Origin of the sequence: Actinomyces sp. HMSC08A09 (genome assembly GCF_001807465.1) — a bacterium.
Classification (GTDB): Bacteria; Actinomycetota; Actinomycetes; order Actinomycetales; family Actinomycetaceae; genus Actinomyces; species Actinomyces oris.
In genome coordinates this window covers 127,278-145,622 of sequence record NZ_KV789093.1, presented here as the reverse complement: position 1 = coordinate 145,622, position 18,345 = coordinate 127,278, and the positions used below count along the sequence as shown (strand labels likewise).

9 protein-coding genes and 1 riboswitch are annotated in these 18,345 nt (G+C 69.4%); of the genes, 3 read left to right on the top strand and 6 right to left on the bottom strand.

Annotation, left to right across the window (positions count from 1 at the left end; genetic code table 11):
* The first annotated feature begins 427 nt into the window (after window positions 1-427).
* The gene (locus HMPREF3165_RS03345) at window positions 428-691 is read left to right on the top strand and encodes a phosphoribosyl-ATP diphosphatase (protein WP_004564885.1); all 264 of its coding nucleotides are present in this window, start codon (window positions 428-430) and stop codon (window positions 689-691) included.
* A gap of 57 nt (window positions 692-748) precedes the next feature.
* Window positions 749-1,594: an ATP phosphoribosyltransferase gene (gene hisG / locus HMPREF3165_RS03340; protein WP_004564884.1), complete on the top strand. Its 846-nt coding sequence runs from the start codon at window positions 749-751 to the stop codon at window positions 1,592-1,594.
* On the opposite strand, the gene HMPREF3165_RS03335 is transcribed toward hisG, so the two are convergent.
* Window positions 1,574-2,938 carry an MFS transporter gene (locus HMPREF3165_RS03335; RefSeq protein WP_070510799.1) on the bottom strand — a complete coding sequence of 455 codons (1,365 nt, stop codon included), beginning with the start codon at window positions 2,936-2,938 and terminating at the stop codon, window positions 1,574-1,576. The two genes, hisG and HMPREF3165_RS03335, sit on opposite strands and share 21 nt — an antisense overlap.
* A gap of 350 nt (window positions 2,939-3,288) precedes the next feature.
* Between HMPREF3165_RS03335 and HMPREF3165_RS03330 the strand changes: the two genes are divergently transcribed.
* Window positions 3,289-3,942, top strand: coding sequence for a MerR family transcriptional regulator (locus HMPREF3165_RS03330; RefSeq protein WP_070510797.1), 654 nt, complete (start codon window positions 3,289-3,291; stop codon window positions 3,940-3,942).
* A gap of 34 nt (window positions 3,943-3,976) precedes the next feature.
* On the opposite strand, the gene HMPREF3165_RS03325 is transcribed toward HMPREF3165_RS03330, so the two are convergent.
* The 5 genes from HMPREF3165_RS03325 to HMPREF3165_RS03310 all read right to left on the bottom strand — a co-directional run bounded on the left by HMPREF3165_RS03325 (window position 3,977) and on the right by HMPREF3165_RS03310 (window position 18,302).
* On the bottom strand, window positions 3,977-4,960 hold the full coding sequence (locus HMPREF3165_RS03325) for an ABC transporter substrate-binding protein (protein WP_070510795.1): 984 nt from the start codon (window positions 4,958-4,960) through the stop codon (window positions 3,977-3,979).
* 65 nt (window positions 4,961-5,025) lie between these two features.
* The gene (locus HMPREF3165_RS03320) at window positions 5,026-5,814 is read right to left on the bottom strand and encodes an ABC transporter permease (RefSeq protein ID WP_256274872.1); all 789 of its coding nucleotides are present in this window, start codon (window positions 5,812-5,814) and stop codon (window positions 5,026-5,028) included.
* A 340-nt stretch (window positions 5,815-6,154) separates the two neighbouring features.
* Window positions 6,155-6,305: riboswitch (FMN riboswitch) on the bottom strand.
* Window positions 6,306-6,446: 141 nt separating this feature from the next.
* Window positions 6,447-7,940, bottom strand: a complete 1,494-nt coding sequence (gene putP / locus HMPREF3165_RS03315; RefSeq protein ID WP_070510791.1) for a sodium/proline symporter PutP — start codon at window positions 7,938-7,940, stop codon at window positions 6,447-6,449.
* Window positions 7,941-8,205: 265 nt separating this feature from the next.
* Entirely contained in the window at window positions 8,206-8,712 is a 507-nt protein-coding gene (locus HMPREF3165_RS12665) for a holo-ACP synthase AcpS (protein ID WP_083303171.1), read from the bottom strand.
* 140 nt (window positions 8,713-8,852) lie between these two features.
* Window positions 8,853-18,302: a type I polyketide synthase gene (locus HMPREF3165_RS03310; protein ID WP_083303170.1), complete on the bottom strand. Its 9,450-nt coding sequence runs from the start codon at window positions 18,300-18,302 to the stop codon at window positions 8,853-8,855.
* Window positions 18,303-18,345 lie beyond the last annotated feature (43 nt).

The following is an 18,345-nucleotide window of genomic DNA, read 5'->3' as shown; positions in this document are numbered from 1 at the left end:
GCCGCCACCCCCAGCGCCAGCACACACACCGCCACCAACCCGGCCACACCCCTGCGGCGGCTGCGCGCGGCAGGGTGGCGCTCCAACACGGTGACCCGGCCAGAGCCGGATGCAGGACGCCGGGCATCTGCAGCCTTGGGGGATCGTAGGGACGCACTCATCACGGAAGCCTCCTCGCCACCGAAACAACTCCATCCCCCGCCCGGCCGGGCGACACTGCCCGTCCAGACGGTGCATTGACATTACCTGCCTCAACGCCCCCAAACCAGACCCCGAGGACACCCTGTGGAAAACCTCAGGGCAGGACATCGCTCGGAGATGGCTGACTCCGTCGCAGGCACCGAGCGCTGCGAGCCGGACCGGTCTTACAGAGGTCATGGGACAACGGTCGGTCAGTGTCGCACCGGCTTTCCGATAGCCTAGGCCCATGAAGACCTTTGAGGACCTTTTCAGCGAGCTGCAGCACAAGGCGGCCACCCGCCCTGAGGGCTCCGGGACTGTGGAGGAGCTGGACCGTGGGGTCCACTTCATCGGCAAGAAGCTCGTGGAGGAGGCCGCCGAGGCCTGGATGGCCTGCGAGCACGAGTCCGATGAGGCCGCCTGCGAGGAGATCAGCCAGCTGCTCTACCACGCCCAGGTCATGATGCTCGCCAAGGGCTACAGCCTCCAGGACGTCTACCGCTATCTGTAGTCCCCGAGCCCCCTCACGCCTCCTACTCGACTCCCCCACCACAGATCAGGAACCGCCGTGCTGCGTATTGCCGTCCCGAACAAGGGCTCCTTGTCCGACCCCGCCATCACCATGCTCTCCGAGGCGGGCTACCGCACCCGCCGTACGGGCCGTGAGCTCGTGCTCGTCGACGAGGCCAACGACGTCGAGTTGTTCTTCCTAAGGCCACGCGACATCGCCGTCTATGTCGGCCAGGGCACCGTCCACGCCGGCATCACCGGCCGCGACCTGCTCCTGGACTCCGGAGTCGACGCCGTCGAGCACCTGCCCTTGGGCTTCGCCCGCTCCACCTTCCGCTTCGCCGCCCCCAAGGGCACGATGAGCTCCCTGGCCGACGTCGCCGGACGCCGCGTGGCCACCTCCTATGACGTCCTGGTGCGCAGCTACCTGGCCGCCAGGGGCGTGGATGCCCAGACCGTTCACCTCGACGGCGCCGTGGAGTCCTCCGTCCAGCTGGGCGTGGCCGACCTCATCGCCGACGTCGTCGAGACCGGCACGACGTTGCGGGCCGCCGGCCTGGAGACCTTCGGGGATCCGATCCTTGTCAGCGAGGCTGTGCTCATCACCACCGAGCAGTTCCGCGCAGAGCCCGGGCTGGCCACGCTCGTACGGCGGTTGGAGGGGGTGCTGCGTGCCCGCGCTTACGTGCTCGTCGACTACGACATCCCCATGAACAAGCTGCACCTGGCAACGTCCCTCACCCCGGGCATCGAGTCCCCCACCGTCTCACCGCTGCAGAACCCCGACTGGGTGGCGGTACGCGCCATGGTCCCGCGAGCCGACATGAACCGGGTCATGGACGAGCTCTACGAGGTCGGGGCGCGCGCCATCCTCGTCTCCTCGCTACTGGCCTGCCGGCTGTAACCGGCCGCGAGGCATGGCAATGACAAGTGCTGTGGCCGCTACCAGCAAAACCGTGCAGGCGCCCAGCGCTGGGACGAGTCCGGCGGTGAATCTCTCACCAGGGGCGTAAGCGCCGAAGGTGGTGAAAAGGGCAGTGCACAGCGCGATGCCTGTGGCCGTCCCCAGCTGACGAGCCGTTTGATTGACCCCCGAGACGATGGCACGGTCCTGAGACGCGATCCCCTCCAGGACTGCGGTTGCCAACGGGGAGAAGGTCAGCCCCATGCCAGTACCTGCGATGAGCATGGGCAGGACGTAGGGGCCATAACCGCTGCTCGTGTGTGCCAGGAGCACGAAGCACCCTACTGCCGCCGTCTGCAGCACCATACCGATCAGTAGCACCGCCCGTGGCCCGTAGCGCTTGACGAGCACTCCCGCCACCGGGGCCACCACCATGGGAACCATGGTCCATGGTGCTGCGCGCAGTCCCGACTCCAGTGGGCCAAAGCCCATCCCGATCTGAAGGTACTGACTGACGAGGAACACTGATCCGAAGATCCCTGCGGAGAAGAGCATCGCTACGGTGTTGACTAGGTCGAAGCTCCGGTCGCGGAACAGGCGCGCTGGCACAAAAGCACTACGAGCGGTGCGCTCCCGCCAGATGAAGCCGGCCAGTGAGGCCAGTGCCAGAGCCAAGCATCCAAGAACCAGGGGGCTGGTCCAGCCGCGGCTGCTGCCCTCCACCAGTGCCCAGGTCAACGGGAAGACAAAGGTCGCCGCCATCGCCAGTCCTGCGAGGTCGGTTGACCGAGCCTCAGACCTGTCTACGGTGACGACGTTGTGAAGACTCCACCATCCCAGTGACAGGGACAGGGCGCCCACTGGGAGATTGATCCAGAAGATGAAGCTCCAGTGCAGATCCTCAACGACGGCGCCTCCGACGATGGGGCCGGCGGCAACACCCAGACCATTGACGCTGCCCCACACACCGATGGCGAGTTCTCGCAGGTGCGGGAGTACGGCGTCGGCCAGGAGCGCCAGAGACAGTGAGCCGATGGCCGCCCCGCTGGCACCTTGGACCACCCGGGCGCCGATGAGTGCCAAGGGTGTGGAGGCCAGCGCTGCCAGAGCTGAGGCTGAGGTGAACAGGAACACCGCCCACAGGAAGAGCTTACGGCGCCCGATCCGGTCCCCCAATGCTGCGGTTGGCAGGATCAAGGTGGCATAAGTGAGCGTGTAGGCATTGACGAACCATTGCAGCTCGGTGACCGAGGCCCCCAGGTCCCGGTGAATCTGCGGAAGCGCGATCGTGACCACCAGTGAGTCCAGTGACGTCATCAGGGTGGGAAGGGCGATTGCAAGCATGACCCACGCAGGAGGGATTCGATGATGGTCCCCGGTTCCGGTGGTTGGCGAGGTGGGGGAAGGCTCGCCGAGCGAACGATGTGTGGTCTGGGTGGACAAGACGACTCCTAACTGGATAGTGAAAGTACCGATCTAAGTAGATACCGTCACTATCTACATGTCAACCAACGCTCTCTGTCCACTAGGTCACGCGAGACATTGCCGCCGTTCTACCGTCTCAGGGGGTTGAGCTGTTTCCCTTCGAACCTTGGTATCGGCGCGCGTGAGCCTTGGGGGCCGTGTGCGCTCGTATGCTCGGACCAGGGCGACATCGCACGACGGCCCGGCGACGCCACTGAAGAAGGAGGACCATGCGTATCTCGGAGCTCGCCAAGGAGTCCGGGACCCCGGTGGCGACGATCAAGTACTACATCCGCGAAGGCCTCCTACCCGCCGGTACGCCCGTTAACGCGCGGCAGTCTGACTACGGGACTCAGCACCTGGAGAGACTGCGCCTCATTCGGGGACTCATGCACGTCCTAGGCGCATCCATTGATCAGGTGCGTGATGTCATCGACGTGATCAATCAACCGGATCAGGAGCCGTGGGAGGCGATGAAGTTCGCAACTGAGGCGATCCCAGCCCCTCACCAGCACGAGGAGTCGAGGGCGGGCAAGGCGCGTGTGGTACTGGAGCAGTTCGGCCTGCCCTGCTCCCCCGAACATCCTGCGGTCAGGCACCTCAACGTGGCCCTGGCTTTCGCTGAGGAGATCGGTATGGCCATGAGCTCTGAGCAGCTGGCCGTTTACGTCGAGGCCGCGCGGCGGACTGCGCGCGCCGATATCGAGAACATCCCTTGGCAGTCGCGCGAGGAATCGGTGAGGCAGGCGGTTCTGGGGACAGTGGTCTACGAGCCGATACTCCTTGCGTTACGGCGCATTGCGCACCGCGAGCTGGGTATGGCCCACTACGAGCACCACAACGGCGAGCAGGGACCGACACCGGATTCCTCGCCGGAGGAATGACGATGCGATCAGCGCGCCCCTGACATCCGTGTACCTACTGCCCCAGGGGCACGCAGACCTCGGCGGCCTTGGGCGTCTTCTTGTCGCCCAGGATCTTGTGGGAGGCGAGGAACTCGATCATCGGTGTGAAGTCGTCGACCCGCACTGAGCCGACGGCCGCTTTGCCCTCCCCGCTGACCAGCTTGCCCGTGGCCACGGCGACCTCGCGGGCGTTGGCGGCCTGAGTGGAGTCGACCAGGTCCTGCACGTGCTCCTTGGTCGCCTCGACGGCGGCGTCGGGGTCCTTGACGAAAGCGGTCATGCCCTCCACTGAGGCCTTGACCGCCGCCTGGAGGTCCTGACGCCGGGAGTCCAGCAGCTTGCGGGTCGTCACCAGGGAGACGCCGATGAGGGGGATCGACTCGGCCGGCTGGATTGTGCGCACCGCGGTGCTGGCCTGCTTGATCTGCACGGCGTCGTTGTTGGAGAAGCCGACGACGGCGTCAACCTTGCCGCCCACGAGCGCCGCCTGCTGGGTGTAGCCGATGTCCTGGATCGTCAGGTCGGACTCGCTCAGCGAGGCGGTGTCCATGGCCAGCTGGAGGGCGTACCAGGTCTCCCCCTTGCGTCCCGGCGTGCCGACGGTCTTGCCCTTGAGGTCCGCAGGCGCCTTGATCGCAGAGCCCTCCGGGACAATGAGGCAGGCCGGGTAGGACTGGTAGTAGCCGCCGACGACAACGAGGTCGGACCCGTTGGAGGCGGCGACGACGGCCTCATCTGCTCCGGCGACGACGAGCTGCTCCTTCCCACTGAGAAGGGCGTCGAAGAGTCCCTCCTGGGCCCCGTGATGACGCAGGTTCACCCCGGAGGCGTACTTGCTGTCCTTCTTGGCCATGTAGAAGGGGGCGAACTGGATGTTGGGCGTGTAGGTCAGCCCGATGGTCAGTGGGCCGCTTGCCTGTGAGGAGCAGGCGGCGAGCACGCCGGTTCCGCTCAGGACGAGACCACTGGCGAGCAGGTGGCGGCGCGAGAGGGGCATGAGTGTTTCCTTTCCAGGGGGATCGGGGTGGGGCGATGGGGCCGGAGCGCGATGGTCGAGGTGGCTCAGCCGGCACGCCGGCCGCGCAGGGCGTCCACGGTGCGGCTGCGCTGCTCGAGCTCGTGGAGCGCCCAGTGGATGGTGGTGGCCAGGATGCACAGGAGGGTGATGGTGGAGAACATGCCGGTGGTGTCCACCTTGTCGCGCTGGGTGGACAACAGCATTCCCAGGCCTTCACCGCCCATAATCATCTCTCCGACGACCGCCCCGGTGATGGACAGGGTGAACCCTGTGCGCAGTCCGGTGTAGATCGCCGGAAGCGTCATGGGCAGCTCCATGTGCACGAGCATGCTCAGCCCGTGCGCGCCGTCGAGCCGGGCAGCATCGATGACGTCCGTGTCCAGGCCCCGCAGCCCCAGAAGCACGGTGATTGTGATGGGGAAGAACACCATGAAGGCGCACAGGATCACCACCGGCAGGGTGCCGTAGCCGATCCACAGGACGAGGAGCGGGGCCAGGGCGATACCGGGAACCGCCTGGCTCGCAGCGACATAGGGCAGCACGGCCCGGGAGAAGAACCGCCAGTGGTGCAGCACCCAGGCAAGTGGCAGCGCGAAGGCGGCGGCCAGCAGGCAGCCCAGCAGCGCCTCCTTGAGCGTCACCCCTGCGTAGGAGGCCAGCCCCGCCTGGGTCAGGCCCAGCCACATCCGGTTGATGACGGCCAGCGGGCTGGGCAGGAAGATTGCCGGAACAGCGCCTGAGGTCGCGGCGGCCTGCCACGCGACGAGCAGAGTAGCGCCGAGAAGGAACGCCGGCCACGGGCCGCGGCGGCCTGCTGCGCGGATACAAGGCACATGGTGAGCCGGAGCCGTGCGCGACGACTCTGAGGCGGACCCCGACGGCGAGGGCATCGGTGAGGTCGAGGACGTCAACGGCTCCTGGACATCGCAGGATGCCGCGGTGGAGGAAGGTTGAGAGCGTGCGGCCTTGCCGATGGGGCTGGGGCTGTACACGACGGTGTCCTCCCGGTTCGTTCCGGGAACGGGCGCTCCCGGCTGCACCGGGGTCCGCCTGTACACCGTCGGTCGGCGCACATACGTGCTGGGCGCTCGCTCGGTTCACCATCCGGTGAGCTCACCGTCATCCGTGAGATCGGGACGTTGCCTCGAGTCGCGGGTCACCCCGCCGAGCGCCACGCGCATCCTCCCCTCCGGACTTTCACCGTCGGTGCCGGGATTCCACCGGCTCAGCCGCCGCACCCTTGGCCGCCTCAGGCAGCTGTGGTGCGAGCGGGTCGCGGACTGTGACCGCCGGTTCGGACTTTCACCGACCCCGGAGCACGTTGCTGGCGGCAAGGATACAACGTTGATCGCTACACGGCCACTGCGGTTGTGGCGACCGTCGTCGTGGGCCACCACAGCCGCAGTCGTGGACCGCTCACGGCGCCATGATGATCCACAGCGCCGCGAGCAATGGTGTGGGCCGTCTATGCCCGTGAGGCCGCAACAGCGGCGTCGAACTCCGCGGAGATCTCCTTCGAGGGCTGACTCATCCGAGATACGGCCACAGCCACAGCCAGGTTGCCCACAAATCCGGGCACGATCTCGTAGAGGTCGAAGATGCCGCCCGGGCCACCGGAGACGTTCCCCCAGATCATGACGACGACGGCCCCGGTGATCATTCCGGCGAAGGCACCCATGGCGCTCAAGCGCTTCCAGTACAGGGACAGTAGGATGGTCGGTCCGAAGGAGGCGCCGAAGCCGGCCCAGGCGAAGGCCACGAGGTCGAGGATCGTCTTACTGGGGTTCCAGGCCATGACCGCCGCGACCAGGGCGATGGCGAAGACCGCCATGCGCGAGTAGAGCACCATGCGGTTGCCACTGATCTTCTCCTCTCGGGTACGGGCGAAGGAGCCGTACAGGTCCTCGATGAGCGCTGAGGAGGTCACGAGCAGCTGGGAGGAGATCGTCGACATGATGGCGGCGAGGATGGCTGCCAGCATGAAGCCAGCGACCAACGGGTGGAAGAGCAGCTTGCCCAGCGTGATGAAGACCGTCTCCGGGTCGGCCAGCTGCTTCTTGTCGTGCTGGTAGGTGGCCACGCCCACGATCGCGGTGCCGGCTGCACCGAGCACGGCGAAGAGCATCCAGCCGATTCCGATGGTGCCTCCGGCCACGGCCTCCCGGGGGCTGCGGATGGCCATGAACCGGACGATGATGTGCGGCTGACCGAAGTAGCCCAGGCCCCAGGCCAGTGCCGAGATGACGCCGAGCAGCGTCGTCGTCGGCCCCCAGATGACCCAGTAGTGGGGGTCGACCTCGGCGATGGCCTTGGTCAGGTTGGACAGTCCTCCGAGCCGAATGACACCTGCGACGGGCACCATGACCAGGGCGGACACCATCATGACTCCCTGGACGAAGTCGGTGTAGGACACGGCCAGGAATCCGCCGATCAGCGTGTAGACCACGGTGATGGCGGCGACGATGACCATGCCGAGGCGATAGTCCATTCCGAAGGAGGACTCGAAGAAACGGCCGCCGGCGACCATGCCGGAGGAGACGTAGAAGGTGAAGTAGACCAGAATGATGAGGCCACTGGACCAGCGCAGCAACCGATGCGTGTCGTGGAGTCGGTTGTCCAGGAAGCTGGGAACGGTGATCGAGTTGTTGGCGACCTCGGTGTAGGCGCGCAGACGCGGGGCCACCAGCAGCCAGTTGGCCAGGGCTCCGACCGTCAGTCCGACGGCGATCCATCCCTCGACCAGTCCACTGACGTACAGGGTTCCCGGCAGTCCCATCAGCAGCCACCCCGACATGTCCGAGGCTCCCGCCGACAGTGCCGCCACCCAGGGATTGAGGTCGCGGTCGGCGAGCATGTAGTCGTCGAAGTTGTCCGTTCGCAGATATGCCCAGCCCCCGATGGCGAGCATGGCCACGAAGTAGACGATCATCGCGATGGCTTGATAGGTAGTGGCAGTCATCTATATGTCCTCACGTCAGTCAGAGGGGAGACATACCGCTGCCGCCGTTGGAGAAGGGACTCCTGGAGTCTCGTGAGTGATCCGGATCGGCGTGCGCGGCATATCGCGGCTCGTCGTTGATGTTCCTGATGGCGCGACCATGAGTGACGGACAAGTACTACGGATGATGTGCAAATCCGTACGTGACATGACATGACGGGCAGCAGTGACCGCTCACTGGATCATGGTCAAGGTTTCCTCACCGGTCCTTCTGTGTGGGCACGACTCAACGCACGTGAAGGACGATGGCCGCGGCGTAGTCACCGTCATGACTCATGGAAACCGGCCAACACCCTGGGGTTGATACCTCCTCTCCGAGGCTGCGCTCAACAGCGTGGGCAACGGTGCCGCTCAGGCGCAAAGAAGGCCGGCCCCACCGATCGGTGACAACCTCGATCTCACGCCAGTCGACGTCCTCGGCCAGGATAACCGGAGAGGTACTCGTTCCGCGACATTTTGCGCACAGAACGTGTGCCTGGCTCCAGGCCTTGATGAAGGACTCCTTGGCCGCCCACCGCGCTGCCAGGTGCTGGGCCGGGTTGGTTCCCCTCTCCTCCGAACGGTTTCGGGCCTCTCGGCGCTCGCGTGCCGTGAAGGCGCGTTGTGCGAAGACGCTGCCGGGCTGTTCGAGCTGGGCGGAGAAACCCGGAATGTGCACCAGGTCCGTACCCACTGACAGAACAGCGGAACCGGAGGGAGTCTGCGGAGTATCTGGAAGCTGTGGTTCCGCCATCACCGAACTCCGGAAAAGAAAGACTTACAAATCATTGAGGAATTCCCTTTGGCGAGACTGTGTGCACGCACAGGACCGGTTCCACGGAAATGGAACCCATTAGCCGTGAAACCGGTCCTGTGAGCGCTGAGGTGAGGTGATTACTCCCCCGCGTGGTAGACGCCGTCGGAGCCCAGGCGAGCATCGGGGTCGAGCAGCATGGCGGCCTCGACCTCATGCGGGTCGCGCTGCTTGGACTCCTCCCCCAGACGACGGCCCTGAACCTGCTCGAACAGTGGGGCCCGACCGATCATCCCGGCGCGGCGGCGCCTGGTCCCGGCGGCCAGGCGGGCGTTAGCTGAGGCCAGCCAGGCGTCAACCGCCTCCTGGCCCTCGGCCTGACGCAGGGCGGCCTCGAAGGCACCGGGGTGGACGATCGCGATGAGACCGGAGACGTGTCCGAAGCCCAGCGAGGTCAGCAGACCGGCTCGCACCGGACCGGCGCCCGGGACACGCCCGTCCTGGCCACCACGGCCGGCCAGACGGATGGGCCTGCGCGGCCACACCCAGAAGGCGTCCTTGGCCAGCGGGGCGTCGACGACATCCAGGGAGGCGTTGCCGGGAGCCACACCGGAGGCGAGGATCTCGGTCAGGCCCGCAACCTGGAAGACGGCGGCGCCGCCCTTGGCGTGACCGGTGATGGTCTTCTGCGAGACTGCCACCAGCGAGTTGCCCTCGGAGCGTCCCAGTGCGCGCGCCAGACGCGTGTGCAGCTCGGACTCGTTGGGGTCGTTGGCACCGGTGGAGGTGTCGTGCTTGGAGACCAGTGCGATGTCGTCGGCCTCCACACCCAGGGCCGCCAGGGCCTTGGCCAGGCGCGAGCTGCGCCCGCCGCGGCCGGCGCCCAGGGCGCCCAGGCCGGGTGCTGGGATCGAGGTGTGGGCGCCGTCGGCGTAGGAGGAGACGAAACCGACCACACCGGCCACCGGCAGCCCCATGCGGGCCGCCACCGAGCCACGGGCCAGGATCACCGTGCCGCCGCCTTCGGCCTCCACGAATCCGCCGCGACGGCGGTCGTTGGCGCGCGAGAAGTGGCGGTCGGAGATGCCCTTGGCGCGCATGGCCGCGGCCTCCGCGGTGGCGTTCATGTTGCCGAAGCCGACGACCGATTCGATCGAGATGTCGTCGATGGCGCCGGCCACGACGACGTCGGCCTTGCCCAGGGCGATCTTGTCCCAGCCCTCCTCAATGGAGACGGCCGCGGTGGCGCAGGCGCTCACCGGCTGGACCATGGCGCCGTAGCCGCCGATGTAGGACTGCATGACGTGGGCGGCCACGACGTTGGGCAGGGCCTCCTGGAGGATGTCGCTGGGACGCTCCTCCCCCAGGAACCGGCCGACGAACATCTTGCGCATCGACTCCATGCCACCGAACCCGGTGCCCTGCGTGGAGGCCACGTCGGAGGGGTGGACGGCCTTGAGGAGCTCGGCCGGGGTGAAGCCGGCCGACAGGAAGGCGTCGACGGCGGTGACCAGATTCCAGGAGGCGATGGGGTCCATGCCCTGGGTCATCGAGGCGGGGATGCCCCAGCGCTCCGGGTCGAAGTCGCGCGGGAACTGGCCGCCGACCGTGCGCGACAGCGCGGCGCGTCGCGGCACCCGGGCCAGTGAGCCGGCCAGTCGGGTGACGGTCCACTCGCCGGTCTCGGCGTCGGGAACCACGAGCGTGTGCTCGGGGTCGGAGACCTCGATGGTGCGGGCCGTGGCCTCGTCAGGAACCGACAGGGTGATGTCGCGGTCGAGGTAGACGGTGACCTCCTCGTCGGCGATCGGCGCGATGACACCGTCGTCGACGAACTCGCGGATACCGCAGCGGGCCACGACCTCGTCGCGGTAGCGCTCCAGGATGTCGGACTCCTCGACCATCTCCCCGTCGGTGTCGTACCAGCCGGCCTTGGGGCTGTCCTGCCAGGTGAGCAGACCCATGCCCCAGGCGAGCTCGAGGACACCGGCAGCGGTCAGGTCGACGTCCTCGCCGCCGCTCATTCCCAGCTCGGCCTCGCGGCGCGTACGGCCCGATCCCCAGGTGGAGACCTCTCCGGTGGAGATGATGACGACCAGGTCATCGAGGTCGGTGCTCACCTCGCCCCACTGGGGGGCGGTGGGCTGGGTCGGGACCACCGGGGTGGGCAGGGCCTTGATGACGGCCGGGGCCTCGGTCTCCTCAGCGGGCGCAGCGGCCTGCGCGGCGGCGTTCTCACGCAGGGCCACCAGGTCGATGTCGTCACCCAGTCCCCCCGTGAGGTCGGCGTTCACCGGGGCCTGAGCCGCCCGGGTGCGCACCTCGGTGGTGCACAGGCCGGTGAGCTCGGAGGCGATCTCCTCCGTGGTCCAGGTACGCACCCCGGCTGCCTCGACGGCGGCGACGAGCGGGTCGTTACCGCCCATGAGGCCGGTGCCCTTGACCCAGCCGATGCGCGGGTGGGCCAGGGTGACGCGCTGGGCCCAGGCCCGCTCCGAGGACCAGCGGTTGACGATCGCGTCCAGGGCGGACTTGACCTCGCCGTAGGCGCCGTCACCGCCAAAGGTGCCCCGGTTCGGGGAGCCGGGCAGGACCACGTGCAGACGGTGGTCGACGTGGGTGTCGGTGCCGATGGCGCTCAGGGCGGCGATGGTGCGCTCCACCGACCACAGCAGCAGGCGGGTCTGGGACTCGGCCGCCGGGCCGGCGTCGGCCAGCGTGCCCGAGACGCGCGGCGCGGCGAAGGGGAACAGGAGGGTGGGAACCAGGGCCTCCTTGACGACCTTGGTGGAGCCGCCGGAGGTGACCACCTGGTCGTTGCCGATCCACTCCGCCAGGGCGTCGACGTCCCGGTAGGAGGACAGGTTCGCGGGAACCATCCACAGCTTGGCGCCGGCCGCGGCGTGCTCGCGGTACAGGGTGGTGGTGAACTCGAGGCGCTCGTGGGTCAGGCGCGAGCTGGTGGCCACCACGGTGGCGCCACCGGCCAGCAGCTCCCCGACGACGGCCGCGGCGATGGAGCCGGGGGCCACACCGGTGACGACGGCGACGTCCTCGGACCAGCGCACTGTGGCGTCACCGGCCTGCGGGGTCTTCGGCGCGGCCTGGGCGATCTCGGTCAGGACGGCGGCGCGCTCGGCGCCGTCGGCCAGGTCGGAGGCCTTGGCCTGCTTGGCCCACCAGGTGGCGTGATCGGCCACCGCCTGTCCCAGACCCACGAAGCGCTTGGGGGCCAGGAGCCGGCGGAAGGCGTCCAGGTCGGTCTCGCCGGAGCCGAGTCGGGCGACGTCCTCACGGGCCGTGGCCCAGCGGTCATCGATGAGCACGGCGCGCTCAGGGGCGAAGGCCGGGGTGACGGACTTGACCCATCCGGCACCGAGCTCGGCGTCCAGGGCGGCCATGGCAGCCCGGGTACGGGAGGCCTCGTCATCGGCATCAGCCGCGACAGTGGCCTTCTCGGCCAGCCCCAGGGCGTCCAGGAGGGTGCGGGCCGTGGTGGCCAGGACACCCTCGGAGCCGGTGACGCTCTGGGCGAAGGCGTCCAGGGCCGCGGAGTCGACCACTGCGCCCCCGGCACCGCCGGCACTCGGCTTGGCGACGCTCACACCGTGGTCGGCGGCGACGGCCTGGACGGCGGAGTCGATGAGGGAGTCCACGGCGCTCGCACTGGTCAGCGGGGCCGAGGAGCCCAGGGAGGCCAGGTCCTCGCCGCGCATCGAGGCGCCCTCCCGGGTGCCCAGGAACAGGGCGGCGGTCACGTGGGAGACCCAGCCCTGCCCCAGACCCCAGGTGCCGGTGACGCGGTCGGCGATACGGGAGGCGCGCACGCCGGAGGGGCCCAGGAGCCGGCCCAGCCCCACGCGGATGGCCTCGGTGAGGACTGGACCGAAGGCCTTGTAACCGGGAGCGCCCTTGGCGACCGTGGCGGCCAGAGCCGTCATGTCGGCGTCAGCGGCACCGTCGATGGAGGCGAGTTCGAGCTCGGTACCCAGGTCCATGAGGAGCTGGTTACGACGCGAGGAGACTCCGTTGGTGAGTGTCTCGGTGGTGTCAGTGGCGCCGATCTGCTCGGGGCGGATGCGCGAGGCGTGGGCCAGGAGCACCGTCAGGGCGTCGGTCGCACCGAAGGGCAGGTCGTCCACCGGTCCGGCTGCGGCTGGAGCCGGACCAGCGGGTGCGGCCTCGGCCGCGGGGGCGGGAGCCTGCTCGGCAGCGGCCTGCGCGGGAGCCTGGGCCTCAGCAGCCGGCTCCTCGGCGGCCGGAACGTCGAAGTCCGGTTCGGTGAGCTCGACGGCCGGGTCGGTGTCGGTGGCCAGCACCCGGGCCTCGTCGCGGCGAGCGTTGTGCACGGTGACGTGGCGCCCGGCGTGCTGGGGCAGACGCAGGGTGTTGGTGGCCAGGTTCGCCAGGGTGGGGGAATTGGCCAGCCCCACCTCGACGATGTGCTCGATCCCCAGGCCGCCCTCGCTCGGGGAGGACAGCAGGACCTCCTGGGTCTCGATCCAGCGCACCGGGGAGGCGAACTGCCAGGCCAGGAGCTCGACGAGCAGGACTCGGGCCAGCTCGGTGGGGCGCTTCACCCAGGAGTCCCAGTCGGCGAGGATCTCCTCAACGGGCTCGGAGGGCACGACCTCAAGGATCGAGCGGGCGAAGTCCTGGGTCAGGGCGAAGGGCCGGGCCACGAGGTTGGGCACGTAGTGGCCCACCAGGCGCGCGACATCCAGGTCCTCGGGGACGAGCTCGAGCAGACGGCCACGGAACTCCGGCACACCGGGGCGCAGCACCTCGGAGTGGAAGGGCACATCAATGCCGGGGACGAACATGAAGGGGTTCTTGCCCCCGCGGGCCTTGGCCTTGGCACGGGCGTCCGCGGCCAGGGCGTCCAGGCCCTTGATCGTGCCGGCCACGGCGTATTGCACGCCGGCCAGGTTGTGGTTGACGATCTGGAGGAACTCGCCGGTGGCCTCGGAGATCGAGCGCACGTAGGCCTCGACCTCGTCGGCCTTGATGCCCGCCTGGTTGGGGCGCAGGGCGCCCATGCGGTAGTTCGAGGCGCCGTCGGCGTCGCGGGGCACCAGCGAGTGCATGGTGGAGCCTCGCTGGAAGACGATCGAGATGGTCGTCTCCACGGGCATGACGCGCCCGTAGGCGCTCAGCGCCGTGTACTCGCCCAGGGAGTGGCCGGCGAAGGCGGCGCTCTCCACGAGGGCACCGGCCTCGGCCAGACGCGCAGTGGTCGCCATGGCGACGGTGGCCAGGGCCACCTGGGTGAACTGGGTGAGGTTGAGCAGGCCCTCGGGGTGGCGGTAGGTGATGCCGCGGGCGGTCATCTCGGTGGGGTTGTCGCGCACCAGGTTGATGACGGAGAAGCCCAGCTCGGCGCGGGTGTGGGCGTCGGCCCGCTCCCAGATCTCCCGGGCGGCCTTGGAGGAGTTCATCTCGTCCAGGCCCATGCCGGGGGCCTGGATGCCCTGGCCGGGGTAGACGTAGGCGGTGGGTTCGGGCGTCGTCACGGCGGTACCGCGGGAGACGACCTCGCCGTTGATGCGGCAGACGACCTCCAGGACGTAGCCGCCGCCGACCACCAGTCCGGTGCGCTCCACGGTGATCTCGACGTCGTCGCTCAGCTCGACCGGACCGGTCATGACGTAGGTCCAGCCGGCCAGGACGTGGCGCGAGCCGTCGGCCGCGGTGGAGGCCGCCACCTGCTGGGCAGTGGCCGACAGCCACATGCCGTGGACGAGCGGGGCCTCCATACCGGCCACGTGGGCGGCGTTGTAGGAGGTATGGATCGGGTTGAAGTCACCGGTGACCCGGGCGAACGCGGTCATGTCCGCGGGCGCGGTGACGGTGGTGCGGCGCAGGATGCGGCGTGCGGCCGGGGCCGTCTCGCGTCCGGTGCCGCCGGCGAGCTCGGGGGCGCTGGGCACGGCGTTGCCGGAGGCGCGGCCGCGGATGGCGAAGCGCTCACGCATGAGTGCCACCACGGTGCCGTCGGTGGCGTCGGTCAGCTCCAGGCGCACGTCGACGACGCGGCCGGCGCTGGACTCCTCCAGTGCGGCGACCCAGCCGGTGACGTTGATCGTGGGGCTGGTCGTGGCTGCGGCCTCCTGGAGCTGGTGGAGGGTGAGGTGCAGGTCGATGGTGTGGTCCAGGTGGACGGCACCGAGCAGGCCCTCGATGAGCGGCATGCCGTCCTCGACGACGCTGCCCAGGGCGGCGTAGACCACCGGCCAGCAGGGGCCGAGCAGGGCGTCGGGCACGAAGGGCGCGGCGGACAGGTCCGATGGCAGGGCGTCGGCGGTCACCGAGGCGTGGTCGTGGCCCAGGGTGCTTGCCAGGGTGAAGGAGCCGTGGATGGTGCCGAAGGGCTGGGTGGTGGGGCGTCCCAGGACGTCCGTGGCCCCGGCCTGCGCGGGGCGGACCTCGGGCAGGTGGTCGACGTCGTCTCCCGTGATGGACACGGCCCCCACGCCGGCGGTGGCCCGCAGCAGGTCGTTCATCGTCTCGCTGATGCGCTCGGGGTCGACCAGCGGAGCAGCGCCGTCCCAGGCGCGGGCCAGGCGCAGCGGCACGACGAGGCGGCGCACGGCGTGGATCTCATCTCCGCCGGGAGTGCCGTCCCAGTGGGTGTCGAGGCGGATGTCGAGGTCGTAGGCGTCCTCGGCCACGTCCGGGCGGGCGACGACGTTGTAGGCGTCGTCGTCCAGGACGATGGCCGGGTTGACCGTCAGGTGGCCGTTCCACAGGACGTGGGGGGCCACCTGGACGAGCTCCTTGGCGTCGGCCACGGGAGCTGCCAGGACGCCGTCGGCCACGGCGGGGGCGGCGCCCAGGCGGCCGGCGGCCTCCTGCTCGCCCGTGCCGGCCTCCTGGAGGGCCTCGACGGCGGCGGTCTCGAAGCGGCCCAGCAGCTCGCCGACCGGCTCGTTGATGGTGGTGATGCCGGCAACGGCGACCGGACCGGGGATGATGCGCACCTGGTCAGCGGTGTAGCGCGGGTCCTGGGACTGCCACAGGGAGTCGGTGCCCCACCAGCGCAGGATGTCGGCGTCGACCACGGGCACGAAGGGCACGGGCTTGGGGTGCTTGCGGCACAGGTCGACGAACCAGGCGGCGTCGACGGGCTCCACCAGGGTGGAGGCGGCCGACGGGTAGTGCTCGGCCAGTGCGGCCAGGGCGGCGTCGGAGTCGATGACGGCGTCGTAGTCGGCGAAGAGCGTGGGGATCTCGCCGTGGTCGGCCCGGCTCAGGCGGGCCTCGATGCGGTGCAGCAGGTCGATGAAGCGGTCGTACCAGCCCTCGTCGGCCCAGTCGGCGCGGGTGGCGCTGCGCCCCTCGTGGGGGGCGACGCACAGTTCGGCGTAGCGGGTGGCCCACTGAAGGTAGGTCATCTCCTCCACGTCGCCGAAGTAGGGCTTGGCGGTCTTGGCCAGGGCGTCGATCATCTCCTGGCGGCGTGCGGCCATGGCGGCCTCGTCACCGGCGAGCTCCTGGATGAGGCGGGAGGCCCGGGCCGAGGAGTTGTCGATCTCGTAGAGGTCGGCGCGCAGGTGGGACAGTCCGGAGGTCATACCGCCGATGGACTCCCCGGAGGCGACCCAGCCGCCCTCGACCCCGGAGTCCTCGGGGATTCCAGGGGTGTCGACGAGGAGCTGCTTGACGTCGTCGTTGGTCTTGGCCTCCAGGCAGGTCATGGCGGCGGTGCCGATCATGACGCCGTCGACGGGGGCGGCAGCCGTGCCGTAGGCCTCGGCCCAGCGGCCGGTGAGGTAGTCGGCGGCGCGGGCGGGCGTACCGATGCCGCCGCCGACGACGAGCACCACGTTGGTCACGGCGCGGATGGCGTCGTAGGTGGCCAGGAGCATGGTGTCCAGGTCCTCCCACGAGTGGTGGCCACCGGCGTGCCCGTCCTCGATCTGGATGATGACGGGGCTGTCGGGCACGGCGCGGGCGATGGCCAGGACCTGACGGATCTGGTCCACGGTGCCGGGCTTGAAGGCGATGTAGGGGAAGCCCTCGGCGTGGAGGCGCTCAAGCAGGGCGGTGGCCTCCTCGAGCTCGGGGATCCCGGCGGAGATGGTGATGCCGTCGATCGGGGCGCCCCCGGCGCGGGCCTTGGACAGCAGGCGTTGGGTCCCCAGGTGCAGGTTCCACAGGTAGCGGTCCATGAACATGGCGTTGAAGGCCGCGGTGCGCCCGGGCTCGAGGGCCTTCTCCAGGCCCTGGAGGTTCTCGGTCAGGACGGCGGGAGTGGTCTGGCCCCCACCGGCGAGCTCGGCCCAGTAACCGGCGTTGGCGGCGGCCGCCACGATGGCGGGATCCACGGTGGTGGGGGTCATTCCCGCCAGCAGCACCGCACTGCGCCCGGTCAGGCGGGTGAAGGCGGTGTCAAGGGTGAGGCGGCCGTCGGGCAGGCGAGTGATGCGCGGGGCGAAGCGGGAGCGGTCGACGCCGGGCCGGGGGGCCGCGCCGGCCCGGTCGAGGTCGTCAATGGCCTTGGCGGTCCCGGCGGGCACGACGGTGGTGCCGGTGCCGGCCACGACGCCCTCGGTGAGACGGACCAGGACGTTGCCCGGCCCCAGGTCCAGGACGGTGCGCACCGGGGCGTCCGATCCGGCTGCAAGGGCCCCGGTGACCAGACCGGGCCAGTCGACCGGGTCGATGAGCACAGCGGTGGCCAGGTCGCGGGCGAGCTTCTCGTTCAGGCCGCAGGCGGCCGCCCAGGCGGCGACGTCGTCGACCGCGCCGGCGAGCAGCGGGGTGTGGAAGGGCACCGAGGTGGTGAGGAACTCGGTGACCGGGGCCAGGACGGCGCCGCCGCGGCGGCGGTCCTTGCGGGCCTTGGCGCTGCGGGCGGCGGCCGCCTCCAGCGCGGTGACAACGGCCTCGAGGTCAGCCGGGCGCCCCGAGAGGATGTGCGCCTGACGGCCGTTGGTCACGCCCACGGAGATCCGCTCCGAGCCGGGGACCCGGGACAGGACGGCGTCGAGCACGCTGCGGGTGACGCCGCGCACCGAGAGCATCGGGGTGGACTCCCCCACCGTGCCCAGGTCGAGACGGCGGGTGGTGCGGGTGGCCGCCGCGCCGATGAGGCGGGCGATGGCGTGAACCTCAATGACGCGCTCGCGCTCGCCGGCCTGCACAGCCTGGAGCAGGCTGACGCCCAGGACGCCCTGGGAGTGGCCGATGGCGCTCACCGGGGCGTGGGCGGCCGGGTCGATGCCGGCGCCGGGCAGGGAGGCCAGGGCGGCGTGCTGGGCCATGAGGATGCCGGGCACGGAGACGTCGGCGCCGTCGGCGGTGGTGCGGTGCTGAGGGGCGACCGGGGCCGCCTCGTCGTCCAGGAGCCTCGAGCCGCGCGGGGTCACGGTGAGCAGGTCGGTGGACACGGGGGCCAGGCGCTCGGCCACGGCCTGGTCGACCGCCACGACGTCAGCGGCCAGGGCGTGGTCCAGGGAGACCAGGTCGGCCAGCGTCTGGCGCCAGGGGGTGGCCTGGCCGCCGAAGGTGATGATGTAGGGCTCGCCTCCGCTCAGGCGCTCAGCGATGGTGGTCGCGGGGCTGGGGGCTTGCGAGTTCGTGTGCACGGTAGTGGTGTCCTTCGGTGTTGCGACGGCGTGGTCGGTGGTC

Coding starts and splice junctions, on each gene's coding strand:
- HMPREF3165_RS03325 (WP_070510795.1), bottom strand. CDS start 4,960: ATGCCCCTCTCGCGCCGCCACCTGCTCGCCAGTGGTCTCGTCCTGAGC.
- HMPREF3165_RS03345 (WP_004564885.1), top strand. CDS start 428: ATGAAGACCTTTGAGGACCTTTTCAGCGAGCTGCAGCACAAGGCGGCC.
- HMPREF3165_RS12665 (WP_083303171.1), bottom strand. CDS start 8,712: ATGGCGGAACCACAGCTTCCAGATACTCCGCAGACTCCCTCCGGTTCC.
- HMPREF3165_RS03330 (WP_070510797.1), top strand. CDS start 3,289: ATGCGTATCTCGGAGCTCGCCAAGGAGTCCGGGACCCCGGTGGCGACG.
- HMPREF3165_RS03335 (WP_070510799.1), bottom strand. CDS start 2,938: ATGCTTGCAATCGCCCTTCCCACCCTGATGACGTCACTGGACTCACTG.
- putP (WP_070510791.1), bottom strand. CDS start 7,940: ATGACTGCCACTACCTATCAAGCCATCGCGATGATCGTCTACTTCGTG.